Source organism: Neisseria sp. HMSC065D04 (assembly GCF_001815675.1).
In the GTDB taxonomy this organism is placed as follows: domain Bacteria; phylum Pseudomonadota; class Gammaproteobacteria; order Burkholderiales; family Neisseriaceae; genus Neisseria.
This window is the reverse complement of sequence record NZ_KV821518.1, coordinates 158,843-182,399: the sequence shown is the minus strand read 5'-3', so window position 1 is coordinate 182,399 and position 23,557 is coordinate 158,843. Positions and strand designations below refer to the sequence as shown.

The window sequence follows — 23,557 nt, the reverse complement described above, 5'->3', positions numbered from 1 at the left end:
CCGTACTGGTTTAAAGTTAATCCACTATAAAACCTTTATCGTTGTTTAATGTCTCGATCAACAAAACCAAAGGTCGTCTGAAAATTTTTCAGACGACCTTTTCTCAAGCTAACGCTTCAAAATTTGATCAGTACCAACCGCGCAGCTTCATCGCTTTTTCAACGCGGCGGATACTCATCATATAAGACGCGGTACGCAAATCCACGTCATACTCTTGCGCCAGATTCCAAATATCGCGGAACGCGCGGCGCAGGACAACGGTTTCTTTTTCCTGAACTTCGTCAAATTCCCAGTAATAGCCTTGCAGGTTTTGCACCCATTCAAAATAGGAAACGACCACGCCGCCGCAGTTCGCCAAAATATCGGGCACGACCAACACGCCGTTTTGACGCAGGATGGCATCGGCTTCGGGTGTAGTCGGACCGTTTGCGCCTTCGACCACGATTTTGGCGCGTACTTTGCCGGCGTTTTCGGAAGTCAGTTGGTTTTCCAGCGCGCAAGGGGCGAGTACGTCCACATCCAATGCCAAGAGTTCGGCGTTGCTGATTTCTTTGCCGTAACCCGCTTCGTTGGTAATGAAGCCTTTTTCTTGGAACTCTTTGAAGAGGGCTTCCATATCCAAGCCGTTTTCGTTGTAGATGGCGACGTCAACGGTGGAAACGGCAACGACTTTCGCGCCGGATTGATGCGCGTAATAGCCTGTGTGATAGCCCACATTGCCGAAGCCCTGAATGGCGTAGGTCGCGCCTTTAACGTCTTTGCCGAGTTTTTCCAAAGCTTGAACGGCTGCGAAGTTCACGCCGTAACCCGTCGCTTCGGTACGCGCCAAAGAGCCGCCGAATTCGACCGGTTTGCCGGTGAACACGCCAGGCGCAGATTTTTTAACGACATTTTCGTAGGCATCGACCATCCACGACATGATTTTGCCGTTGGTGTTCACATCGGGAGCGGGAATATCGATTTTCTCGCCGATGAGCGGGGAAATGGCTTCGGAATAAGCTCGTGCAATGCGTTCCAACTCTGCTTCGGAATAATCGCGCGGATCCAAAGTAATGCCGCCTTTGCCGCCGCCGTAAGGAATGCCCGCAACGCAGCATTTGATGGTCATCCAAATCGACAGGGCTTTGACTTCGTCCAGATTCACATTGGGGTGGAAGCGTACGCCGCCTTTGTAGGGGCCGACGGCGTTGTTGTGTTGCGAACGGTAGCCGGTGAAGGTTTTGACCGTGCCGTTGTCGAGTTTGACGGGGAAGGTAACTTCCAAAACGCGTTGCGGGCTTTTCAGGATTTCATACACCGCAGGGTCGGCATTGAGTCGGTCGCAGGCGGTTTTGACCTGTTTGCGGGCGATTTCGAAAGGATTAAGGGTTTCTTTTGCGGCGGATTGGGACATTTCTCTTCCTTCTTATGTCTGGTTGAAATTTAAGGGCTTCACAGTTGTAACTATAACCAATTTCCAAATGAAATGTAATAGCATGTAGTCAGTATTTTCAAAATTGATTAATTTATATATGAATTTATTTTCAGACGACCCCTGAAACCTGACACCCCGTTACCCGATATCGCCGCCAAAATCGGCTACTAAAACTAAAGCCCTTGTTTTTAAAAAAATCGTCTGAAATTTTATATCATCAGGCTGATGCTTTAAAAACAGCAACGACCGCATATCAGACTCGATAATATTGTTAACAATATCCAATTTTCGGCAGCACAAAATAAGGCATAACAAGATGGGCTGCCTCATCCATTTTGACTTTAATATAGTGGATTAACTTTAAACCAGGACGGCGTTACCTCGCCTTGTCCTGATTTAAAGTTAATCCACTATAAAATATGAAAAAGGTCGTCTGAAAACCCATGTTTCAGGTTTTCAGACGACCTTTTTGAACTTCATCGTTTACCGTTCGGCGGCGCTGCTTCTTTCGGCTTGCTCTTCTGCCGCTTCATACGCTTCCACAATTTTCTGTACCAGCGGGTGACGGACGACGTCTTCGCTGGTGAAGGTGTGGAAATACAGCCCTTCCACGTCGCGCAGTTTTTCACGGGCGTCTTTCAAGCCGGATTTGATGTTGCGCGGGAGGTCGATTTGGCTAATATCGCCGGTGATGACGGCTTTCGCGCCGAAGCCGATACGGGTCAGGAACATTTTCATCTGTTCGGGCGTGGTGTTTTGCGCTTCGTCCAGAATCACATACGCGCCGTTGAGCGTGCGGCCGCGCATGTAGGCGAGCGGGGCGATTTCAATCAGGCCTTTTTCCATCAGTTTGGTGACGCGGTCGAAGCCCATCAGATCGTAGAGCGCGTCGTAGAGCGGGCGCAGGTAGGGGTCAACTTTTTGCGCCAAATCGCCGGGCAGGAAGCCGAGTTTTTCTCCTGCTTCGACGGCGGGGCGGACGAGGACGATGCGTTCGATTTGGTGTTTTTCCATGGCATCGACGGCTGCGGCGACGGCGAGATAGGTTTTACCCGTACCGGCGGGCCCCAGCCCGAAGACGACGTCGTGGGTCAACAGCGCGCGGATATAGCCGTTTTGGCGCGGGGTACGCCCGCCTATGCTGCCGCGTTTGGTGCGGAAATAATATTGTTGGTCGTGATGCTTTTCTTCGTGTTTCTCGTCGGCAGTCTTGGCTTCGACGGCGACAAGGCGGATGGCATTATCGTCCAAATCGCCTTGTTCAGCGGCTTCGGCGAGCGCGAGCAGGGCGCGGCGGCCGGCGTGGGCGAGTTCGCCCATGAAGGTGAAGTGTTCGAAGCGGCGGCTGATTTGGATATCGAGGGCTTTGCCCAAGGCTTCGAGGTTGCCGTCGAGCGCGCCGCAGAGGCGTTGGAGGACGGTGTTGTCGATGTCTTCAAATTGAAGATGGACGGTATGGGTCATATCTTGTTTCCATGATGATTAAAGGTCGTCTGAAAGGTGCGGGATGCTTTTCAGACGACCTTTCGGTGTTATTTGTTTTGCGCTTGTTCGCGAAGCTCGCGGCGCAGGATTTTGCCGACATTGGACTTGGGCAGTTCGTCACGGAACTCGATGTCTTTCGGCACTTTATAAGCGGTCAGCTCGGTACGGCAGAATTCGATGAGTTCCTCTTTGGTCAGGCTTGGGTCTTTTTTGACGACGAAGACTTTGAGGGCTTCGCCTGTTTTTTCGTTGGGCACGCCGATACAGGCGACTTCCATGACTTTATCGTTGTGTGAAATAACTTCTTCGATTTCGTTCGGATAAACGTTGAAACCGGAAACGACGATAAGGTCTTTTTTGCGGTCAACCAGTTTCAGCCAGCCTTTTTCGTCCATCACGGCGATGTCGCCGGTTTCCAAAAAGCCGCGCGCGTCTATGGTTTTGGCAGTTTCTTCGGGACGATTCCAGTAGCCTTTCATCACTTGCGGGCCGCGCACCCAAAGTTCGCCCGGCTGTCCGATGCCGACTTCTTTACCGTCCGCATCGCGCAATTCGACTTCGGTGGAGGGAACGGGCAATCCGATGCCGCCGCTGTACGCTTCGATATTGAGCGGGTTACAGCACACGCCGGGACTGGCTTCGGTCAGGCCGTAGGCTTCGACGATGGGCGTGCCGGTGATTTTTTTCCATTTTTCAGCGACGGCTTTTTGAGTCGCCATACCGCCGCCCAAAGTCAGGCGCAGGTTGGAGAAATCGACGGTGGCAAAATCGGGTTGGTTGACCATGCCGTTAAACAAGGTGTTCACGCCGATGAAGACGCTGATGCGCTCTTTTTTAAGCTCGCCGATAAAGCCTTTCATGTCGCGCGGGTTGGTAATCAGGATGATTTTGGAACCGGCGTTGGTGAAAATCATCAGGTTCACCGTCAGGGCGAAGATGTGGTAAAGCGGCAGCGCGGCGATGACGGTTTCTTTGCCTTCGCGCAGTTGGTTTTTAATCCATTCTTTCGCCTGCAGCATATTGGCGCAGATGTTGCCGTGGCTGAGGACGGCGCCTTTTGCCACGCCGGTCGTGCCGCCCGTGTATTGCAACAGCGCGGTATCTTCGCGGGTCAGGGTAACGGGGCGGAAGGTATGCGCCGCACCTTCTTTCAGGGTCGTCTGAAAAGGGATAGCGCCGGAAATACGGTACTCTGGCACCATTTTTTTGATTTTGCGCAGCACGAAATTCATCAGCGTGCCTTTGAAGAAGCCGAACATTTCTCCGACAGAGGCGACGATGACGTGTTTGATTTGCGTACGCGGCAGCACCAGCTCCAGCGTGTTGGCAAAATTTTCCAAAACGATGATGGTGGTCGCGCCGCTGTCTTTCAACTGATGCTCCAGCTCGCGCGGGGTGTAGAGCGGATTGGTGTTTACCGCCACCAGCCCCGCCTGCAGGATGCCGAAAAGCGCAATCGGGTATTGCAGCAGGTTGGGCAGCATAATCGCCACGCGCTCGCCGCGCGGCAGCTTCAGAACGTTTTGCAGATAGGAAGCGAAATTTTCCGCCAGCTTGCCGACTTCGGCGTAAGTGAGCGTTTTGCCCATGTTTTGAAACGCGGGTTGATGCGCGAATTTTTCAACGCTTTGACGGAATACGTCGCTGATAGAGCTGTATTGCGTGATGTCGATTTCGGCATTGACGCCTTGTTCGTAGCTGTTGAGCCAGAGTTTTTCCATATAAATAGTCTTGTTTCGTTGGTTTTATGGTTGTCTTGAGGTCGTCTGAAAAGGCGGGAACAAACCCGCTGTAATGGTTTTCAGACGACCTTTTATCTTTTTTATTCAAGCAGTAATAATGACGGGCTTGTCGGTGGACATGATAATGCCGCCGCCCAAGCAGACATCGCCGTCGTACAGCACGGCGGATTGACCGGGCGTTACCGCCCATTGCGGTTCGTCGAACACCAGCTCGACCGTTTCATCATTAAGATAACGCAATTCGCAGGGCGCGTCCGCCATGCGGTAGCGGGTTTTGCAGGTGTAGCGCCCTTCTTTCGGGCGTTCGGGCAGCGTGAAACTCAAATCGTTCATGACGAGGCTGCGGGTGTAGAGCAGCGGATGGTCATGACCTTGTACGACGATGAGTTCGTTTTTCGTCAAATCCTTCGCGGCGACAAACCACGGCTCGCCCGCGCCGCCGATGCCCAATCCTTTGCGCTGTCCGAGCGTGTAGAACATCAGTCCGACGTGTTCGCCGACGGTTTTGCCTTCGGGCGTCACCATTTTGCCGTTGTTGGTCGGCAGGTATTTTTGCAGGAACTCGCGAAACGGACGTTCGCCGATGAAGCAGATGCCGGTACTGTCTTTTTTGGCGGCGGTCGGCAAATTGAATTCGGCGGCAAGGCGGCGGACTTCAGGTTTTTCCAAACCACCCAACGGAAAAATCGCGCGCTCGAGCTGGAAAGGCTTGAGACGGTAGAGGAAATAGCTTTGGTCTTTGTTTTGATCCAAACCTTTGAGCAGGTAATGAGTGCCGTTGCGGACTTCTTTGCGCGCATAGTGTCCGGTGGCAATGGTATCTGCGCCTTGCTCTATGGCGTAGTCCAAAAAGCATTTGAATTTGATTTCCGCGTTGCACAACACATCCGGATTCGGCGTGCGCCCCGCGCTGTATTCTTTGAGGAAATAGGCGAATACATTGTCTTTGTATTGGGTGGCAAAATTGACGATGTCGATGTCTATGCCGATGATGTCGGCGACGGCAATGGCATCGAAAGAGTCTTGCTTGATGCTGCAATATTCGTCATTGTCGTCGTCCTCCCAGTTTTGCATAAACACACCGCGCACTTGATAACCCTGCTGTTTGAGCAAGGCGGCGGTTACAGAGGAATCAACACCGCCGGAGAGCCCGACGATGATGTTTGAAGGTTGTTGAGTAATGTCCATAAAGAGGATATGGGTAGGAAACAGCAGTTTTTAAAGGAGGATTTTAGCACATTTTGATGAAGGGATAAGGAAGGCTACCCCATAAGGCAGACGGGGTTTGAATGATGTTTTATTGGAAATTCAAGAAATTAAATGACATTTGATAGAAAAAAGCCGCCTGAAACCGCTACCGTCGGTTTTCAGACGACCTTTTGCTTATTCGGATGCGTCGGCTGCTTTTTCTTTTTGCCGGGTGAACACATCGCCCTTTCTGTAAGCATTGCGCTTTCCGTGCAAACTGTAATACTCGACAAGCTGTCCGTTTCTCCGCACGAAATATCCACGGTCTTTTTCATATTTCGGACAATGCGTGTACCAAGAATCGTCGCCTTCGCTGCAATAGCTCAAATACAGTTTGCCGCGTTTGACATAGCCTTTCACCTTGCCACTGCCGCCCGGACCATTCGAACGGCCTTCATTCCACTCCCCGGAAATAATGTATTTCGGTGATTGTTTAATATTAAAATATTTACCGTAGATACCATCTTCCAGCTCTTGCTCATACCCCCAATTTCCAGAAAAATCAGCGGCTAATGCTTGACCTGCAAACCATAATGCACACGCTGCAAGAATATATTTCTTCATTTTAGCCTCATCGTTTAATCAATAATAAACAGATGGCATTTTATGACGAAGCAGAATATGTGTCTATCACAAAAGGTCGTCTGAAATGACAGTTTCAGACGACCTTTTTTTATCACATTATAATAACTTCCATCACCATTTCAGACGACCTCAATCCAAAATCTTGCCGACGATTTCACCTACGTCTTTCGACAATCCTTCCTGCGCCCGAATGCGCTGCAATTCTTGTTTCACCAAGTTTCTGCGGTGCGGTTCGAGCTTGTTGCAGAGGTTGAACGCCTGCACTAAGCGGGCGGCGACCTGCGGGTTGAAGCGGTCGATTTCGATGACTTCGTCGGCGATGAAGCGGTAGCCGCTGCCATCTTGTGCGTGGAAATGCGGGACGTTGCGGCTGAAGCTGCCGATGAGCGAACGGGCTTTGTTGGGGTTTTCGAGGCTGAATTTCGGATGCTGCAAGGCGGTTTGAACCTGTTGCAGGGTGTCGCTGCGGCGGCTTAAGCCGACGAGGGCGAAATATTTGTCCATCACCAGCGCGTCGTCTGAAAACTTGTCGGCAAACTGCGCCAGCAGGCGGTTGCGCGTATCGCTTTCGTTGCCGTTGACGGCGGACAGGATGCCCCATTCATGGGTCATGTTTTGTGCCATTTCGCCGTATTTTTCGGCAACGGTTTCGATGTGCGCGGGGTCGGCGCGCAGGACGAAGGCGCGGCAGACGTTGCGCAACGTGCGCCAGCCGGCGGCTTCGGGGCTGTACTCGTAGCTTTGGCTTTCCTGCTTCGCCGCCTGACGGTTCAATTCGTGCCATTTCGGCAGGAAGTGGACGGCAAGCGTATCCAACAAGGCTTCGCGCGCCTGATGGTAGCGCAGCGGGTCGATGTTTTCCGCGCCGTCCCACAATTCGGCTTCAGACGGCACGCCCAAAAGCAGGGCTTTGAAGGCGTTGTCCAAGAGGCCGTCTGAAATGACTTTTTCGACGGCGGCAAGCAGTTTTTCGTGTTTCGGCAACCCGACGCCGTCTGAAAGCGCGGCAAGGTTGACGGCGACGGCGCGGCGATAGAGCGTTTGGGCGGCTTCCCAGCGCGTGAAGGCGTCGCTGTCGTGGGCGAGCAGGAGCAGCAAATCGTCGTCGCTGTACGGATAGTTCAGATGCACCGGCGCGCTGAACCCGCGCAGCAGCGAGGGAACGACGGCTTCCATTACACCTTCGAGCAGGAAGGTTTGTTCGGCTTCGGTCAGCAGCAACACGGCTTCGGTCGCGCGTTTGCCCTGATAATCGAATGCCACCGCCTCTCCGTTGCGGTTCAACAGCCCGATTTTGACCGGAATCATCATCGGCTGCTTGTCCGCCATATCGGGCGTGGGCGGCACGGTTTGTTTGACGGTCAACTCGAAAATATTGTTTTTCAGACGACCTTCCGCTTCCAAAACGGGCGTTCCCGCCTGGCTGTACCACAAGGCGAACTGGTCGAGATTAATGCCGTTCGCGTCCGCCATCGCCGCGCGGAAATCGTCGCAGGTAACGGCCTGGCCGTCGTGGCGTTGGAAATAGAGCTTCATGCCTTTCTGGAAACCCTCTTCGCCGAGCAGGGTGTGATACATCCGCACCACTTCCGCGCCTTTTTCATAAACGGTCATGGTGTAGAAATTGTTCATCTCCTCATAGCTGGCGGGGCGCACCGGATGCGCGGTCGGGCCTGCGTCTTCGGGGAACTGGTGCTGGCGCAGCAGGCGGATGTTTTCGATGCGACGCACGGCGCGGCTGGCGCGGTCGCCGGAAAATTCTTGGTCGCGGAACACGGTCAGCCCTTCTTTCAGTGAAAGCTGGAACCAGTCGCGGCAGGTCACGCGGTTGCCCGTCCAGTTGTGGAAATATTCGTGTCCGACCACAGATTCGATGCCTTCGAAATCGGTATCGGTGGCGGTGCGGCTGTCGGCAAGGACGAACTTGGTGTTAAAAATGTTCAAACCCTTGTTTTCCATCGCGCCCATATTGAAATCGCCCACGGCGACGACCATGAAAATATCCAAGTCGTATTCCAAACCGAAGCGCGTTTCGTCCCATTTCATCGCGTTTTTCAGCGATTCCACGGCAAAGCCGACCTTGGGCTTGTCCGCTTCGGTGGTGTAAAACTCGATTTTGACGTTCCTGCCGCTCATGGTGGTGAAACGGTCTTCCGTGACCGCCAAATCGCCCGCGACCAAAGCAAACAGATAGCTCGGTTTGGCAAACGGGTCTTCCCATTTCACCCAATGGCGGTCGTCTGAAAACTCGCCGCCGTCGATTTTGTTGCCGTTGGAGAGCAAAACGGGATAGCGTTTTTTGTCCGCGACGATGGTGGTCGTGAATTTGGACATCACATCCGGACGGTCGATGTAGAACGTGATTTTGCGGAAGCCTTCCGGCTCGCATTGGGTAAACAAATTACCGCCGGAAGCATACAGCCCCATCAGCGATTTGTTTTCCGCCGGCAGGATTTCGGTTTCCACTTCAACGGTGAAGCGTTCGGACGGCACGCCCGCAATCGTCAGCGTCTCGCCTTCCAACACATAATCCACAGCCGTCCCGTTGATTTTGACGGACAAGAGTTTCGCCGAACCGTCCAACACCAGCGGCTCCCCTACCCTCTGCGGCTCGACCGTCAAACGGGATTTCACGACGGTTTGCGGTTCGGCAATGTCGAAATGCAGGTCGGTTTCGAGAATGCGGTAGGCAGGCGTTTGGTAATCTTTCAGATAACGGACGGTTTTGCTCATGGTTTTGCTTTCGGGTTAGGAATCAATTAAAGAAATGAAAAGAGATAGGGTGGATAACTTTCATCGGACGGCTTCGCTGTACCTTGTCCTGACGGCTGTCATCCCCTATTGGGTCGTCTGAAAATGCAATCTTAACAAAATAACAAACTTCGCACCCATCATCCCACAAAAATACCTTTTATCCAATATTTCATGCCACAAAGTCAAGTGCGACCCCGTCTTTCGTTTACGCTGTTAGAATGCCCCCTTCGCCCCCGCACGGGTATAATCCGTTGCCATATCGGCAATCGCGGAATGACCGAAATTGCTTTAGGATTTCGGGCAGCCAACCGCCCGATCCGACAAGGAGCGGATGAACCTTTACCGGCATTCCCGTTCCAATCCGTCAGGTTTTGATTATCTTTGAGGTGTGATAAATATGTCTTCCAAACCTTTGCTCCTTTTGTGTTCCACATTGACTGCATTGTTATGCGCCTGCAGCGCCGGCAACGAAGCGGCAGAAGCCAGCGCATCCGGAGCTTCAAATGCGTCGGCAGCCGCAGCCTCCCAAGCCCCGGTACAAGCCGCCGCTTCCGAGGCAGCATCAGCCTCCGCGCCTTCCGCCACACAAAATCTGACCGGTTTGGAGCAGGCAAAATGGCAAACCTACCGCTGCAAAGACAACGGCAGCGTATCAGTCCGCTATTTCAAAACAGAGGACGGCGCCGCGGCGCAAGTACGCTTTAAAGGTGCCGAGTTTGTCGCACCTTTCAGCCCCGAGATGAGCAACGAAGATTTGAACGCCTTTAGCGACGGTCAATACACTTGGACAATCGGCAACTTTACGGAAACCGATTTCTACAAGGAAGACGGCGGTTTTCTGGTTCATCATGAAGCCTCGGAAGAAACGCCTGACAACATGACGGACAACCTGCTGCTGCAAGAATGCGCCCCGTCCCAATAGTATTGCCGTTTTAGAGAAAACCATCTACCCACTTTCTCCCCAATACACGCCATACAAACTAAAAGGTCGTCTGAAAACCTCAAATCGAGATTTTCAGACGACCTTTTCTTCTGCCTGCTTTAGAACGTGTGTTTCAACGTAGCGGTCAGGCTGCGCGGCGTGCCGTAAACGTGGATGTCGGGCATGGTGCGGTAGCGTTTGTTGAACACGTTTTCAAAGTCCAAACCGATTTGGGTGGATTTGCCGATTTTGTAATGCGCGGTCAAGTCCAGCGTAGCGTATGGGCGTTGGGTCAAGGCTTCTTTACCGGCAGCGGTGAGGGGCTGGTATTCATCAGATACTGCGTTTGTACCGCTTTGCCAGTTGACGTTTGCACCCAAGTTTAGGCGGTCGGTAACGTCATACGCAGTAAAGAGTTTGAAAAGGTGGGTAGGATAAGAAGGGTTGACCAAATTGCCCGAATCGTTTTTGAGTTTGGAGTACGCATAAGAAGCATTGATCAGCCATTTGTCGCTCAAGCGTCCGCCGACGGACAATTCCACGCCTTTGGTCGTTGTGTTGTTAACAGATTCATAGTAAATACGTTGATGTTCATCATCACGAATTTCTTTCCCCAAATGGTCGCGTTTATTGATAAATGCAGCCGCAGAAGCGTTCAAACGGTCTTCAAACCACGAGGCTTTTAAGCCGAGTTCATATGTTTTGCCGCGTTGCGGTTCGAGCGGTTTGCCGTTTCGATCCAAATAGCGCGGTTGCGGGCGGAATATGGTGGTATAGGAGGTGTAGGCTGTCAGATTGTCGTTTAAATCATAACTTGCGCCCAAATAGGGGATAAATACCTTGTTTTTATGCCTGCTGTCGGCAAAATGGTTGCGATCGGAACTGTAGCGGTATTGCCAATCGACAAACCGTCCGCCGCCTATCAATGCCAGCCTGTCGGTCAGTTTGAAACGGGTCGAACCGTAAACAGAGAGGTTTTTCATATGGGCAAAGCCGTCGCGAATGTAGGGTATGGCCGGTTTTGTGAAATTTCCGTCAAAAAGGCGCAAATCAGGGACAATCCCATCTTCATTTTCTTCGTAATATGAAGGAGTTTCCTTATTGTACTGATAGCTGATGCCGGCATTGAATTCATGTTTGCGTCCCCAAAGCGGGTAATCGCCGTCCAAATTCAGAGAAAAATCTTGGTCGGTGTACTTGGCTTGGTCGCGCTCGGCAACAAATACAGCGGAATAGTCCGGATAAATGGTAAAAGGACCAGCCATGCCGGAAACTGCATCACTTTTCCCATAAGTATGGCTGTAGTTGCCGTTCAGAGCCCAACCGTTTTCAAACTCATGATTGATAGAGGTGAAGATTTCCGCACTGTTTTCTTTACCGTAAGCCCATTTTGCCGAGGAATTACTGCGCGGTGAGGCTGCAAACGGTTTGAAAGGTTGATTGTTTCTAGGGTTTCCCGCTACGGTCAGATAGCTGAAAGGAGAGCTGCCGGTATTGCGGAAACGGTGTATTTCCGTACCGAGGCGCCAGTGGGTTTGCGGCGTGAGGTCGTAAGACAGAATGCCGTAGAAAGTGTGATTGTGGCGCGAAGTGTTCGGCAGGTAATCGCCGCCGTGGTCGCTGACCAAAATGGCGCGGCCGCGCAAGGTATTGTCGGCATTCAGAGGATGATTGGCATCAAGGACGAAGCGGTAGTGTTTCCACGAACCGACACCGGCTTCTACGCTGACCGCGGGTTTGGCAGTCGGTTTTTTGCGTTCCAAAGCAACCGTACCGCCCGGTTCGCCCATACCGCCGTTGGACAAACCGCTTGCGCCGCGCACGACGACGACTTGTTCGTACAATGCGCTGTCCAGATTGTTGGTGCCACGGCGGATGGCTTTACCGTCGTAAAGGAATTTGGGTGCGCCGTCCACGGAAATGCTGTCAATCGCCTGACTGCGCGAAATAAACTCGCTGTGGCCGGAGACGTTGTTGCCCATTTTGCTGTGGAACACGCCCGGTGTTTGTTTCAACACGTCCTGCAAGGTATCCAAACCTTGGTCGTCCATTTGTTTTTCGGTAACAACAGACAAAGACTGCGGCGTTTCGCGCTGGGTCAGGCGGATGCCTGTCGCAGCGGAGGAAGCCGGAATGGTGTAGTTGGAGGTTGTCTGTTTGCCGACGCCCCGTACTTGGACAGTAGGCAAATCAACCTGCTCAACCCCATCCCCTGCGCCCCAGGAATAGGCGGACAAAAGTGCCGCAGCAACGGCAACCGGCAAACGCGCCGGACGAAATTTAGATAATGGCATGGTGTCTCCTAATTATTTAGCCGTCCGAACGGCAGCGGAGTTCCAAACCTCCTTGTACCATTCGACAGCAAACGGCTTTTTTGCGTATTAAATAAGAATTTTTATCAAATTTCTGTAATGGGATGAAATAAAACGGTCGGAGTATAGGGAACTGACGGGCATGAATCAAATAATTTACACAGTCCCCGACACATCATTTTCATCTGCATGACCATCTTTCATTCTCAATCAAACAAATCCGACAGTTGCAAAAAAGGTCGTCTGAAAAGTTTCAGACGACCTTCGGCTGATTTATGCGAAAGATAAATCCGTTGTATAGTGGATTAAAATTGCAATGATACGGTGTTGCCAACGCCCTTATGTACTACCCGTACACGGCGGGCGTTGCCGCCTTGTCTCATTTTTATTTTAATCCACTATATCGATTTTCCAAATTCAATTTAAGCGGCATCGGTGAGGCATTTTGCTGATAGATTTCAAAATCCAAAACCTTCTGTTCTTCATTCCAGCGCAATCTACGGGAAGGGCTAGAATGTTTTGCCAAAACGCTTTCTAAAGCAGCACGGCGTTTACCGGCAGGCAGACGGTATAACTCTAAAGCGGCTTGGAATGCGCGTTGCTGCATGGCGGTATCTTGCAGGCGATGAACGTTGGAGTCGTAGGCAGGAAGAGTAATAGCGTAAGTGATACAGCCAACACTATTGCCCATACACGCCCATTTTTTAGCGAATGTTTGGTTCATATCTTCCGGAGGCATCCATTTCGCCTTAGTGTCATTTTTCAAAATAGCCATTTTTTCCGGTTTGCAGTAGGCGGCGAAGTAAGGCGAGATGTGGGCTAATGTATGTTCTGCATCCACATTAGGACGCAATAGAAGAGAAAACATTATGTCGGTATACTGTATTTCTCCGTTCATTAATGTCAGCAACTCATAAAATCCATTCACATTCATGTACCACTTCTGTAAGAACCATAATCTTTGCTGTTCAAATTCCCATCGCCGTAGTGAATTGGCACTTAACCGAAACTCTTCTTGAACTGCCAAACAAATATTTTGTTCCTCTGCTGTCAGAACATCAAACATCCCATCACATTCGGCAGGCAGACGGTTCGCCCACTCGGGTTTTTCGTACAGCATTTGCGCGGCAAGGTCGGTATTCCTTCGGATAACGGCATTCCCTATCATGGCGTAAATCAACTCAGGATCATTATTCAGCATACTGCGCCCTGTCTTGATGTTGCGGCAAACGCGCTTCCATGCCTCGGCTTCCCGCCCTTCCGCCCAATCAAGTGCGGCAGGTTTTCTACCGTATGTCACGAATTGCAGTTTTGGAAGCGGTTTATTAGCAATACCATAATCATCATTAGGCCAATCTCTTGAAACAAAAATATCGTAGTCGGCAAGCCTGTCTACATTGGCTAACAGTTCGGCGTATTTTTCCACCACAGCTTTCGATTTCGGCAAGTCGGCACGCACTTCAGCCAAGCACTCTTGCGCCGTTGTGCCACAGTCCAATGATTTATCATCGTACTCAGGGACAATAAGCCGTCTGCCTTGCAATTCCTGATTTTGCTTGAGGATATCTTGGTCGTTATTGTGTTGGATGTCGTTACCGAAACGCTTCATCAAGTCGGCGCGGTCGGCATCATTTTTTGTGCGGAACTCCAGCAGCCACAAGGCATCTATGCCGTTTTTCAAAGACGGTGACGGGGTGGACTGAATGGAAAGCAGCGCCAAATCCGCTTGCGCGGCTTGGATTTCGCGCTGTTTCAGATAATAGGGAACGATGTAGAGGACGACCGCTACGACAAGCAACAGGATGACCAGCGTCCAAAGCAAGTATTTCCAGAAACGTTTCATGATGTTTTTATAGAGTCAGGCAAAATAAGGCGATTATACTGTGTATCGGCTTTATTTTTTGCATTTGCCATATCAAAAGGGCCGGATATCCATACCCGACCCTTTTATCTTTTCAGACGACCTTTTAACTCCCCAACCTTACATCAATATGTCGTCTGAAACCTACTCTATCCCCGCCCATTTGTGCGTCTGCACGCTCAACTGCCAATGCACGGGCGCGTCGGGGCGGCTGTTTAAGATACCGATTTGGCGGATGGTGTCGTAGATGTTCATCACGCCGTTTTGTTCGCAGGGCGAAAGGTAGTAATGGCGCGCGCGGATTTTGCGTTCCATGTTTTCGCAGAACGCAACGACATCGCCGTCCGCCACGATGCGTACTTCGTTGGCCTCGGCAATGCAGTTGGTTTCATATTTGGCGGCGTAGCAGGCTTTGGGGCTGGTGGCGACATAGTCGATTTGCGGCGGCGCGGGCTTGAGGCCGTTGGTTTCGATACAGAGGAAATAGCCTTCGGCCTTGAGCGCGTCCAGCAGCGTATCGAGATGCGGCTGGATGGTCGGCTCGCCGCCGGTGATGATGATATTGCGCGCAGTGTAGGTTTTCAGACGACCTAAGATGTCGGACAGGCTCATCATGCCGAATTTCAAATAATCGGTATCACACCAGCCGCACGCCAGATTGCATTTGCCCAAGCGGACGAACACGGCAGGCATGCCCGTGTTCCAGCCCTCGCCTTGCAGGCTCTCGAAAATTTCAACGATGCGGTATTGCGGATTTTCGGGGGCGACGCTGATTTTTTTCATACCGCTAACACCGCTGCCGCTGCCAGCATCGCGGGCAAACCTTGTTTGACGAGTATGCCTTTGTTGCCGGAAGAGAACGCGCCCCATGCGGCGGCAATCAATACGAAGCCGAGAAACAGAATCGTCGCGCCGTAAACGGCATTGTCCGGCGCGGCAAACCGCGACCACACCAGCCCGATGCCCAAAAAGCCGTTATACAGCCCTTGGTTGCTGAACAGGGTCTGCACGCGCTTTTGTTCCATAAATTCATAAGGCAGCTTGAAAATTTCCTCCGCCTTTTCGCTGGGAATCTGCGTCATTTCAAGCCAAGCGATGTAGAAATGTTCGGCGGCGACGAGGAGAACTAAGAGGGTGGAAAGGAGTTTCATAGGTATTCCTTTGAATGGGTGTGTTTGATATGAAAGGTCGTCTGAAACATAGGCAATCGGGTTTTCAGACGACCTTTTTGCTTTTTAACGGATGATTTTGGTTCGCTGGCAAAACCGCGCCCCTACTCCCCTTCATACTCCGCACACGATGTCGGCGTTTCCCACAATTTCACGCTGCACACTTTCAGCCCCGCGTTTTTCAAACGGTCGTACATTTCGACCGCCATATTTTCGGCAGTGGTGCGGCAGGGCAGGCACAGGGTTTTCATGTTCCAGCCCTCCAAGAGCGCGGCGATTTGGCATTCGCGACCGTTGCCGCCATTGTAGATAAACGCATGATCGAAAGGGTCGGTAATGTGTTTTTTCACAATGGCTTTGAGGTCGGTAAAGTCCATCACCATGCCGTCTTTCGGCCCACCCCTGACGGGGTCGTCTGAAACGGTGATTTCGAGTTTGTAGGTATGCCCGTGCAGGTTTTGGCATTTGCCGTCATGTCCGTCGAGCATATGTGAAGAGTCGAAGGTAAATATCTTGGTAATTTTCATGGTGGGTACTTTAAATCGGTAAATAACCCTGAAAGCCCATTTCGGCAGGCTTGCCGTGCGGATTCGGGGTCAGGCGGATGGTGTGATTGCCGATGCGGTCGAGCCGGAGCAGGTTGTCCACGTCTTTTAGGTTGTCTTTATGCTGCTGAACATGGTCGGTCAACAGGGTTTGCAGGGCTTTTTGTTTGGCTTCGGCGGGCGTGGCGGCAGCGAACAGTCCGAAAGCGTGCGCCTCGGCAAGCTGCCCCGCGCGATAGCCGCCGACATTGACGAAATACAGGTGCGGGACGTTTTCAGACGACCCCTTCGGCTCGGCGCGGTCGGATACATCGACATCGTAACCGTCCACCCATTCGACAACCTGCCAGCCGTCAATGTGGATTTTGTCCGCATCGCCGAACCATGCGGCTTTAAGCGCGGGAATGGCTTCGCGGTAGTCGTCGCACACGGCAAATTGGATGTCGTGCACTTCGATATTGGAGCGGCCTGCGTTACCGCCGAGATAGAACATATAAAGTTTGGGCATCTTCGTCCTGACGTATTGTTGAAGCTTGGAAATCAGCTGTCCTCCGCCTGCCTACCCGCCCAATTTCCTACTCAAACTTTCCGCATATTCCTCGCGTTCGGCGCGGCTGGTTTCGGGGAGGTGGGTGTTGAGGGACGACCATTTCCACCTGCTGCGCGCTTTGTTGAGTTCGGACGGAAGTTTGTCCGGTGTCCAGGGCGCTTTGCGGCTGTGCAACTCGACCTGCGATTGCGCCGCATGGCCGCGCGTTTGCAGGATGTGGAGCAAATCGAGGGCGCGGGCGGCGAGCAGGGTCAGGGTTTCGGGGTCGGTGTGCAGGGTTTGGCGGCCTGTGAGCTTGTCGGAAATGGTGCGGGTATTGGGCAGGATACCGCCCAAAAAGCCGCCGATTGCCGTACCCAAGCCGAGCGAACCGCCGAGCGTGGCGATGTCCAGCCCCAAGCCGATGAGTGCGCCGGTTGCCGCGCCCGTGCCGGTACGGATGCCGTATTGTTTGAGCAACTCGCTGTCGAACGGATCTTGATGGAAGGCTTTGGGTACCCAGTCGCCGCCGTCGATTTCGCTGTGGTAGAAGCGGTAGAGGGCAAACAGCCGCTGCTGCATCTGTCGTTCGAGCTGGCGGATTTCTGCCTGCATGGTTTGCAGGACGGGCGCGAGGTCGTCGTTTTCGTCGATTTCCTGCGTGAAGGCTGCCACATCGAGCAGGAAACCTGCGATTTCGTGCCGCGCTTCTTTGTCCAGACGCGTCCATTCGCGGCGGCGGGAAGCGGTCAGGCGATCGATGATGTCGTGTTGCGGCAGCATGGTGGCGAGCTTGTTCCAAAGGTTCAATTCGCCTTCAAAATCGAAGGCGACAGTGTCGAACCCTGCGAAAACGTGCAGGTTGCGGCGCGCCAACATGGTCGTCCACGCTTCGGGAAGCTGTCCGCCGGTAAAATTGAACACGGGCATGACCGGTTTGGCGCACCATGAAAGGATGGTCAATTCGTCCCGATATTTGTCGAGGACGGGTTCGCGCGCGTCGATGACGTACAACGCCATGTCGCTTTGCAAAAGCTGCCGCAGCACTTTGGCTTCTTGGTTGAAATCGTGATGCGCGCCGTGGCTGTCGAGGAACTTTTGCAGCCGCTCGATGCCGTCGGCGCGTGCATCCGTGTGGATTTCCAGCCAATCCAAAACGCCGCCCGCGTCTTCGAGCCCGGGCGTATCGTACAGGTACAGCAGCGTGTCGGCGCCGTCGGTAATCGCGGCTTCTTCGACATGGCGCGTGGTGGACGGGGCGTTTTTGACTTCGCCGAACCCGCTGTCGCGCAACAGGGTGCGCAGGAGCGAGGTTTTGCCGGTATTGGTGTGCCCGACGACGGCGAGGGAAAGGGGTTGTTTGTTCATGATGTCTTTGAAGAATGGATTTTCAGACGACCTTTTTCAGGATGGCGGCTTAACAGGGCATTTCAAGTACGTTTATTGGTTTTTCAGACGACCTTCCTGCGCCGCCTTGTCAGGTTCCAGCCATGCCACGTCGCACTCTGCCAACGCGTTGCGCCAGTGGTCCAATGTTTCGGACAGGTCGTCTGAAAGCGCCCGTTCCGTCAAAAGCTGTACCACCGCCCCGCCCTGCGCCGCTTCCGAAAGCCGGACAATCTGCCGCAACACGCCGCGGTCGGGGACGGTTTCCGCGCGCACGCCGATGAGGAGCTGGGCGGGTTTCTGTTTCAATTCCGCCTCTAAATCGGCAACTTCTTCCCGATTCGCCGCCACACCTTTATCCAGCCATTCCTGAGCCAGCCTGCCCGCAAACCATGTGCCTTCGTGCCATTCGGTTTCCAGCATGACTGCCCACTTGGGCGCGTCGTTTAAGGTGATTTTCGGGGAAACGGCGGACACGGTTTCCCGACACGTGTCCGCATCGACGATTTTATTCTGCCAACGGCGGATGACCGCCTGATAATAAGGCTTCTCCAAATCCAGCTTGCTTTGGCTTGTTTTTAAAAAGATTTTGCACACCGCCCAAGCCAGCAGTCGCGGCAGGATGCCGTAGCAGGCAATGCTGCCGACCAACAAGCCCGACCATGCGCGCGCATCGGCGATGTTGCCGTTCAGACGACCTTCGACCACCGCCCGTGCGTCCGGGGCGGGGAAACCGAGTTTCGACGGCAGCCACGCCAACATTTCCACCGCGCGTACCGAAGCGGCATTGGTCAACAGCGTGCTTTCCCAGTTGAACGTATATTGGCGCACCAAAAGCAGCAGCAATACCGACACCAACATCCCGCTCAGGGTGCAGAGCCATAGACTGTGCGAAGTCGCGCCGGCGATCCAACGCGTCGAAGGCTGCCGCCATTCGTCCGCATACAGCCGGAACACCGCCTGATTGACGGGGTCTTTACCCCGAAACCACGTCGCGGGACTGCTGAAAAACCGCCCTACTTTCACGCGCAGGAACAACGTTGCCAGCCATACCGCCAACATCAGCGTATTCATGCCCAACACACCCGCCAAAATCAGGAAAAAATTTAGCCCTTGGCTGTCCATCAAAAGGTAAGTGCCGGAAAATCCGGTACTGAACATCACCGTCGCCGCCACGACCCACAGCCAAAACGACCCGGTCTGCACTTGTTCCAAGGTATGCCGAAGCCGGCGGTCTCTGTCTATCATCTCCGCGCGGCGGATGATTTTTCCTTCCACACCGCCCTCGACATGACGCAACGCCTCCGTCGCCTGCACGGGATCGCCGGCAAAAATATAGCCGCCCTCTTCCAAAATACGGACAAGTTCGGCGAGTTTTCGGGATGGGTTCAACATAAAAAGGTCGTCTGAAAGGGATGGTGAAAACGCAAAGATTTTATCACAGCCCTTTTCAGACGACCTTTGTATTTTAAATATGCGGCTCAGGCAAACCGTTTCGCTCAAGTGGCGGAAGAGAGGTTGCCGCTATTCCCCGTCTTGGAAAATCACGTCGTTTTCAAACCGCGCCATATTGTGCAGCCCGTCGGTCAGGGCGATGCCTTTCAGTTCGTGGCGGCGAACCAAGTCCAACACGGCTTCCTTGCCGGAAACGGGATGGCAGCGGGCAGGACCCATGTGTTGGAAACGGTCGGTGTAAAAGAGGTATAAATAACCGTCCCGCGCGTAAAGTCCGCCGTCTTTGCGGTTTATCCCGACAAAAAGCGGCTGCTCCGCCAATTGGTTCCAAACAATATATTTCACGGATTTCGCCAAATCCGCCGAATATTTTTCCACCAATCCAATCAGCAACACATTTTCCTGCGGCGTGTTACCGGCAAAAAAACTCAGCAATTCCTCATCTTCGACATTTGTAAACTGCTTGAACAACTCCTCCGCCCGCGCGGGTGTAACCTTATAGGGATTGGAAAAACCGACAATGGCTATCGGGTGAAATTGCAGCGGCAGCTTGGCATCGGTACCGATGGACAACGCTTCCATTTTTTCTCGGGAAGCCGCCATGCCATCCGCGCCGTTCACACGCATCAGCCACGAAAGCGCGCATTCGAAATGTTCGCCGTCCTGTCCTCGGTATTCCATCAGTTGAATGCCCAGCGAGTGAGCGACACGCAGGACATTACTCAAATTATTGAACTGGTCTGCCTTATCCAACGCGCCGACCAAAGCGATGCCGTCTAAAGCGCCGTCCTGCCCGTCTGAAAAAGCCCGCGCCGCTTCATAGGTTTCAAACAGATATAAAACCGTCCGCCCGTCTTTCAGACGACCTATATAAGGGATGCCCGTCCCTTCCGACACATCCGCCTGCATGGCAGACAGCGGCACATACACTTTATCTTTCGCATAAATCGCCCGCGCCGAACCCTCGCTTTTTTCCTGTGCGGAAAGTTTGCGCGGCTCTGCTGCCGTTTCGCCGGACGGCTTGTTCCCAAAAATTTTCGACAAAATACTCATTCGGTTTTCCTTAATGTATTGGTATGCGCCCGCCTGACTGCTTTTCTGCACAACAGAACGGCGGCAAACTGGGCGCGCAAGATTTTATCACAGCCTTTTTCAGACGACTTGCATTATCCCTAAGATACCGTCCATAATAACTTTATGCATTAAGCAAGGAAAAACAATGACTATCCGAACCACAACGTTATCCCTACTCACCCTGCTCACCCTCTTCCCGACGCTTGCCGCCGCGAAAGACGAACCGCCCACCGACGGCGACACTTGGGTGGACCACCGCCACGAAGTCGTTTCCAAACGCTTGGACAAATGGTCCAACCGCATCGACGACTGGTTTGGCGAACCCGACCCCGACCACCCTGCCGACGCCAACCTGCGCGTCATGCTTGATACCGAATGGAACCCTGACGACAAGTTTACCGCGACACCGCGCGTACGGGGTCGTCTGAAACTGCCGACCTTGGAGAAAAAAGTCCATGTGATTTTCGGTGACGACTCTTTGGACGACGAGTTGAAACACGAAGCCAACGCCTACCGCAACCGTACCAATACCAACGGCAGGATATTCGACGCATCCCAAAGCCGCGACAACAACGCCTCCCTTGCCGTACGCTGGTCTGAAGCATTCGCCAAACAGCGCACCGATACCGACTTCGATATCGGTATCCGCTCCGGCAGCGACCTGTACGCCCGCGCCAAAAGCTCGAGCAATTGGCAACTGACCGACAACATCGAAACCAGCTTGGAACAAATCTACCGTTACGGCATCAAGAGCAAACACCATGTCCGTACCAACTGGGAAACGCGTTACATCCCCAGCGAAAAAAGCTTTATCGCCAATCAGGCACACCTGCAATACGAACACGATAAAACCGAAGACTGGACATGGGGCAACAGCCTCTTCCGCCAACACAACCTCGGCAAACACCGCCACGTCAACTACGGCGTGTACACCGGCGGCGATATTGAAAAACGCAAAGCCGCCCTCAATACCTACGGTCCGTTTACCACCTACCGCCAACCGATTTGGCGCAACTGGCTGTTTACCCAAACCGAAGTCAACTACTACAACAACCGCAAGGAAAACCAAAAACACCGCGTCGGCGCGCTGTTAAGGATTGAAGCCTTGTTCTGATGCAAAAAGGTCGTCTGAAAGCTTGTTGCCGGATTCCAATCCCGTCAATACAGCTTTCAGACGACCTTTTTTCAAACTATCTCAAACAAATTATTCTTCCGAACCTTCTTCCCTGCCGTTGAAATACTCTGCCGCGCCGCCGTCGAAAAAGCCCTGCAAAATCGCCTGAGCCGCCACTTGGTCGAGTACCGCCTTCTGTTTGCGTCCGAAGACCTGCGCTTCGGCAAGCAGGCTTTCCGCATATAGCGAGGACATGCGTTCGTCCACCCAATATACGGGCAGGTTGAAACGCCCGTGCAGGCGGCGGCCGAATTTGCGGCTGAGGCGGGTCAACTCGTGTTCAGTACCGTCGGCGTGGGTCGGCAGTCCGACGACCAAATGCTTGGGCCGCCATTCCTGTATCAGCTTGGCGATGGCGTTGAATTTCTCGTCGTTGCTGTTGCCGGTCACGGTCGCTAAAGGGTGAGACAGACCAAGTTCCGCATCGCCCTGCGCCACGCCGATACGCGCCTCGCCGAAATCAAACGCCAAAACCGTTCCAGCCGGTGCTTTATGCATGACCGGCTCCACAGACAAGCGCATCGGGCTGGATGCCCAGCTTGGCGAATGCGGCGGCGTAGCGATGTTCGTAAGGCATATCGAACAAAATATGCTCGTCTGCCTTCACCGTCAGCCAGACATTGTCCGCCAGCTCGCGTTCAAGCTGCCCTTTGCTCCAGCTCGAATAGCCTATGCTGATTAAAATCTTGTCCACCGCGCCCTGACGCGATAAGTTTTCAATCACATCGCGCGAAGACGTCAGCGCAATGTCGTCTGAAACAATCATACTGTTTTGCCAGTTGCCCACGGGCGTATGCACGACATAGCCGCGGTCAATCTGTACCGGCCCGCCCATCATGACGTGTTCGTGCTGCATCCGCAAAGGGATATTGCGGTCGGTTGCCGCAAAAATCATGTCCATCGTAATCGGCGACGGTTTGTTGATGATGATGCCCAACGCGCCCTCTTCGTTGTGTTCGCACACATAAATCACCGAATTTTCGAAAAACGGGTCGTCCATATCAGGCATGGCAATCAGGAAATGGTCGGTTAGGTTCATATCGCTCATCTTTTACTTGTTCGGCACAGGCGCATCCACGACGCACGCACCGTAAATCTGTTTGCCTTCCATACCGCCGGCAATTTGCTGCGCATCCGCTTTAGCACCGCCAAAGCACGACACCGCGCTCAAAGAGTTCTTCGGCGAACCCTGAACGATTTTGTCGCTGTAAACCAAATACGCAAACGCCTTACGTTTAGGATCGTAATAACGGATAATCTGCTGGCTCTTAAACGCCAAGCTCGCGCTGCGCTTAAACACTTCCCGCGGCTTGACGACGGCCTGCTCGTTATAACGGATGACCTCCGCCGTCTGCACGCACGACACGGAAGCATCGCTCGCATCCTCCTCCAAATTCACCGTCTCTTTCAAACCGCCTTTTTTCGCATAAGAAATATAACAGGCAACCCCTTGCACATCAGGATCGTCAAACCCCTCGACTTCAATACGGTCATTTTTCCCCAACATATGAAAAACCGTGCTGGCACGTCCGATTTTGTCGGTATCGTTACCGCAGGAAGCAAGAAGCAGGGCGCAAAGCGCAGGCAGAATAATTTTATTCATGTAAATTAAGAAACCTTTGAAGGTTGGAAATAAAGAAGCTGACACCGCAGCTCCTACTATATAAGACCGCTTGTTCAGATTGCAAGCATCGGAAAGACCCAAATACCCAATTGAATCCCATCACCGGCTGCAAGCCTTCCCACTACAAGCCCCCATCCCTTTCATTCTTTAGTCCATTCAAGGTTCAAAAAGAGAACTCTGGATTGAGCGCCAAGTTTACCGTCTGAGCTTTGACTGCAAACAAAAAAGGTCGTCTGAAAACAGATTTTCAGACGACCTTTTTATAGTGGATTAAATTT

20 protein-coding genes are annotated in these 23,557 nt (G+C 52.8%); 2 read left to right on the top strand and 18 right to left on the bottom strand.

Annotated elements, in window-relative coordinates; translation table 11 throughout:
• Positions 1 to 127: 127 nt before the first annotated feature.
• The 6 genes from HMPREF3050_RS07580 to pepN form a co-directional block, all read right to left on the bottom strand.
• Positions 128 to 1,393, bottom strand: coding sequence for a Glu/Leu/Phe/Val family dehydrogenase (locus HMPREF3050_RS07580; RefSeq protein WP_045075769.1), 1,266 nt, complete (start codon positions 1,391 to 1,393; stop codon positions 128 to 130).
• Between the two features lie 504 nt (positions 1,394 to 1,897).
• On the bottom strand, positions 1,898 to 2,878 hold the full coding sequence (locus tag HMPREF3050_RS07570; RefSeq protein WP_070774330.1) for a PhoH family protein: 981 nt from the start codon (positions 2,876 to 2,878) through the stop codon (positions 1,898 to 1,900).
• A gap of 68 nt (positions 2,879 to 2,946) precedes the next feature.
• Positions 2,947 to 4,620 carry an AMP-binding protein gene (locus HMPREF3050_RS07565; protein WP_070774329.1) on the bottom strand — a complete coding sequence of 558 codons (1,674 nt, stop codon included), beginning with the start codon at positions 4,618 to 4,620 and terminating at the stop codon, positions 2,947 to 2,949.
• A gap of 105 nt (positions 4,621 to 4,725) precedes the next feature.
• Positions 4,726 to 5,829 carry a tRNA 2-thiouridine(34) synthase MnmA gene (gene mnmA, locus HMPREF3050_RS07560; protein WP_070774328.1) on the bottom strand — a complete coding sequence of 368 codons (1,104 nt, stop codon included), beginning with the start codon at positions 5,827 to 5,829 and terminating at the stop codon, positions 4,726 to 4,728.
• A gap of 195 nt (positions 5,830 to 6,024) precedes the next feature.
• Positions 6,025 to 6,453 (bottom strand): hypothetical protein, encoded by a 429-nt coding sequence (locus HMPREF3050_RS07555; protein WP_003764307.1) that lies wholly within the window; start codon positions 6,451 to 6,453, stop codon positions 6,025 to 6,027.
• Positions 6,454 to 6,603: 150 nt separating this feature from the next.
• Positions 6,604 to 9,207, bottom strand: a complete 2,604-nt coding sequence (gene pepN, locus HMPREF3050_RS07550) for an aminopeptidase N (RefSeq protein WP_070774327.1) — start codon at positions 9,205 to 9,207, stop codon at positions 6,604 to 6,606.
• 418 nt (positions 9,208 to 9,625) lie between these two features.
• Between pepN and HMPREF3050_RS07545 the strand changes: the two genes are divergently transcribed.
• Positions 9,626 to 10,150, top strand: coding sequence for a hypothetical protein (locus HMPREF3050_RS07545; protein WP_070774326.1), 525 nt, complete (start codon positions 9,626 to 9,628; stop codon positions 10,148 to 10,150).
• A gap of 119 nt (positions 10,151 to 10,269) precedes the next feature.
• Here the strand turns inward: HMPREF3050_RS07545 and HMPREF3050_RS07540 are convergent, their stop codons facing one another.
• From HMPREF3050_RS07540 to HMPREF3050_RS07500, 9 genes are all read right to left on the bottom strand, one after another.
• Positions 10,270 to 12,444, bottom strand: coding sequence for a TonB-dependent siderophore receptor (locus HMPREF3050_RS07540; protein ID WP_070774325.1), 2,175 nt, complete (start codon positions 12,442 to 12,444; stop codon positions 10,270 to 10,272).
• A 403-nt stretch (positions 12,445 to 12,847) separates the two neighbouring features.
• Positions 12,848 to 14,305, bottom strand: a complete 1,458-nt coding sequence (locus HMPREF3050_RS07535) for a hypothetical protein (protein WP_070774324.1) — start codon at positions 14,303 to 14,305, stop codon at positions 12,848 to 12,850.
• A gap of 162 nt (positions 14,306 to 14,467) precedes the next feature.
• Positions 14,468 to 15,106, bottom strand: a complete 639-nt coding sequence (locus HMPREF3050_RS07530) for a 7-carboxy-7-deazaguanine synthase QueE (protein WP_070774323.1) — start codon at positions 15,104 to 15,106, stop codon at positions 14,468 to 14,470.
• Positions 15,103 to 15,474 carry a DUF1304 domain-containing protein gene (locus tag HMPREF3050_RS07525; protein WP_070774322.1) on the bottom strand — a complete coding sequence of 124 codons (372 nt, stop codon included), beginning with the start codon at positions 15,472 to 15,474 and terminating at the stop codon, positions 15,103 to 15,105. The genes HMPREF3050_RS07530 and HMPREF3050_RS07525 overlap by 4 nt, the downstream gene beginning before the upstream one ends.
• Positions 15,475 to 15,596: 122 nt before the next feature.
• On the bottom strand, positions 15,597 to 16,019 hold the full coding sequence (queD, locus tag HMPREF3050_RS07520; protein WP_070774321.1) for a 6-carboxytetrahydropterin synthase QueD: 423 nt from the start codon (positions 16,017 to 16,019) through the stop codon (positions 15,597 to 15,599).
• Positions 16,020 to 16,029: 10 nt separating this feature from the next.
• Complete coding sequence (locus tag HMPREF3050_RS07515) at positions 16,030 to 16,545, bottom strand: DUF1543 domain-containing protein (protein ID WP_070774320.1); 516 nt, start codon at positions 16,543 to 16,545, stop codon at positions 16,030 to 16,032.
• Between the two features lie 51 nt (positions 16,546 to 16,596).
• The gene (locus HMPREF3050_RS07510; RefSeq protein WP_070774319.1) at positions 16,597 to 17,934 is read right to left on the bottom strand and encodes a GTPase/DUF3482 domain-containing protein; all 1,338 of its coding nucleotides are present in this window, start codon (positions 17,932 to 17,934) and stop codon (positions 16,597 to 16,599) included.
• A 72-nt stretch (positions 17,935 to 18,006) separates the two neighbouring features.
• Positions 18,007 to 19,347, bottom strand: a complete 1,341-nt coding sequence (locus HMPREF3050_RS07505) for a DUF2868 domain-containing protein (protein WP_070774318.1) — start codon at positions 19,345 to 19,347, stop codon at positions 18,007 to 18,009.
• A 129-nt stretch (positions 19,348 to 19,476) separates the two neighbouring features.
• The gene (locus HMPREF3050_RS07500; RefSeq protein WP_070774317.1) at positions 19,477 to 20,460 is read right to left on the bottom strand and encodes a hypothetical protein; all 984 of its coding nucleotides are present in this window, start codon (positions 20,458 to 20,460) and stop codon (positions 19,477 to 19,479) included.
• Positions 20,461 to 20,626: 166 nt separating this feature from the next.
• Here HMPREF3050_RS07500 and HMPREF3050_RS07495 point away from each other — a divergent pair, with 166 nt between their 5' ends.
• A complete protein-coding gene (locus HMPREF3050_RS07495) occupies positions 20,627 to 21,595 on the top strand; it encodes a hypothetical protein (protein ID WP_070774316.1) in 969 nt (322 codons plus the stop codon).
• A 90-nt stretch (positions 21,596 to 21,685) separates the two neighbouring features.
• Here HMPREF3050_RS07495 and ruvX read toward each other — a convergent pair whose 3' ends face one another.
• The 3 genes from ruvX to HMPREF3050_RS07480 are packed head-to-tail and all read right to left on the bottom strand — an operon-like array spanning position 21,686 to position 23,258.
• Entirely contained in the window at positions 21,686 to 22,153 is a 468-nt protein-coding gene (gene ruvX / locus HMPREF3050_RS07490) for a Holliday junction resolvase RuvX (RefSeq protein ID WP_070774315.1), read from the bottom strand.
• The gene (locus HMPREF3050_RS07485) at positions 22,146 to 22,694 is read right to left on the bottom strand and encodes a YqgE/AlgH family protein (RefSeq protein ID WP_019271440.1); all 549 of its coding nucleotides are present in this window, start codon (positions 22,692 to 22,694) and stop codon (positions 22,146 to 22,148) included. Before HMPREF3050_RS07485 ends, ruvX begins: the two co-directional genes overlap by 8 nt.
• Positions 22,695 to 22,706: 12 nt before the next feature.
• Entirely contained in the window at positions 22,707 to 23,258 is a 552-nt protein-coding gene (locus HMPREF3050_RS07480) for a CreA family protein (protein WP_039855241.1), read from the bottom strand.
• Positions 23,259 to 23,557 lie beyond the last annotated feature (299 nt).

Bases quoted from the DNA above. Each gene is read 5' to 3' on its own strand.
- HMPREF3050_RS07530 (WP_070774323.1), bottom strand. From the start codon at position 15,106: ATGAAAAAAATCAGCGTCGCCCCCGAAAATCCGCAATACCGCATCGTT.
- HMPREF3050_RS07515 (WP_070774320.1), bottom strand. From the start codon at position 16,545: ATGCCCAAACTTTATATGTTCTATCTCGGCGGTAACGCAGGCCGCTCC.
- HMPREF3050_RS07570 (WP_070774330.1), bottom strand. From the start codon at position 2,878: ATGACCCATACCGTCCATCTTCAATTTGAAGACATCGACAACACCGTC.
- ruvX (WP_070774315.1), bottom strand. From the start codon at position 22,153: ATGCATAAAGCACCGGCTGGAACGGTTTTGGCGTTTGATTTCGGCGAG.
- HMPREF3050_RS07495 (WP_070774316.1), top strand. From the start codon at position 20,627: ATGACTATCCGAACCACAACGTTATCCCTACTCACCCTGCTCACCCTC.
- HMPREF3050_RS07565 (WP_070774329.1), bottom strand. From the start codon at position 4,620: ATGGAAAAACTCTGGCTCAACAGCTACGAACAAGGCGTCAATGCCGAA.
- HMPREF3050_RS07535 (WP_070774324.1), bottom strand. From the start codon at position 14,305: ATGAAACGTTTCTGGAAATACTTGCTTTGGACGCTGGTCATCCTGTTG.
- HMPREF3050_RS07510 (WP_070774319.1), bottom strand. From the start codon at position 17,934: ATGAACAAACAACCCCTTTCCCTCGCCGTCGTCGGGCACACCAATACC.
- HMPREF3050_RS07555 (WP_003764307.1), bottom strand. From the start codon at position 6,453: ATGAAGAAATATATTCTTGCAGCGTGTGCATTATGGTTTGCAGGTCAA.
- HMPREF3050_RS07480 (WP_039855241.1), bottom strand. From the start codon at position 23,258: ATGAATAAAATTATTCTGCCTGCGCTTTGCGCCCTGCTTCTTGCTTCC.
- mnmA (WP_070774328.1), bottom strand. From the start codon at position 5,829: ATGGACATTACTCAACAACCTTCAAACATCATCGTCGGGCTCTCCGGC.
- pepN (WP_070774327.1), bottom strand. From the start codon at position 9,207: ATGAGCAAAACCGTCCGTTATCTGAAAGATTACCAAACGCCTGCCTAC.
- HMPREF3050_RS07500 (WP_070774317.1), bottom strand. From the start codon at position 20,460: ATGAGTATTTTGTCGAAAATTTTTGGGAACAAGCCGTCCGGCGAAACG.
- HMPREF3050_RS07580 (WP_045075769.1), bottom strand. From the start codon at position 1,393: ATGTCCCAATCCGCCGCAAAAGAAACCCTTAATCCTTTCGAAATCGCC.
- HMPREF3050_RS07545 (WP_070774326.1), top strand. From the start codon at position 9,626: ATGTCTTCCAAACCTTTGCTCCTTTTGTGTTCCACATTGACTGCATTG.
- HMPREF3050_RS07485 (WP_019271440.1), bottom strand. From the start codon at position 22,694: ATGAACCTAACCGACCATTTCCTGATTGCCATGCCTGATATGGACGAC.
- HMPREF3050_RS07540 (WP_070774325.1), bottom strand. From the start codon at position 12,444: ATGCCATTATCTAAATTTCGTCCGGCGCGTTTGCCGGTTGCCGTTGCT.
- HMPREF3050_RS07505 (WP_070774318.1), bottom strand. From the start codon at position 19,347: ATGTTGAACCCATCCCGAAAACTCGCCGAACTTGTCCGTATTTTGGAA.
- queD (WP_070774321.1), bottom strand. From the start codon at position 16,019: ATGAAAATTACCAAGATATTTACCTTCGACTCTTCACATATGCTCGAC.
- HMPREF3050_RS07525 (WP_070774322.1), bottom strand. From the start codon at position 15,474: ATGAAACTCCTTTCCACCCTCTTAGTTCTCCTCGTCGCCGCCGAACAT.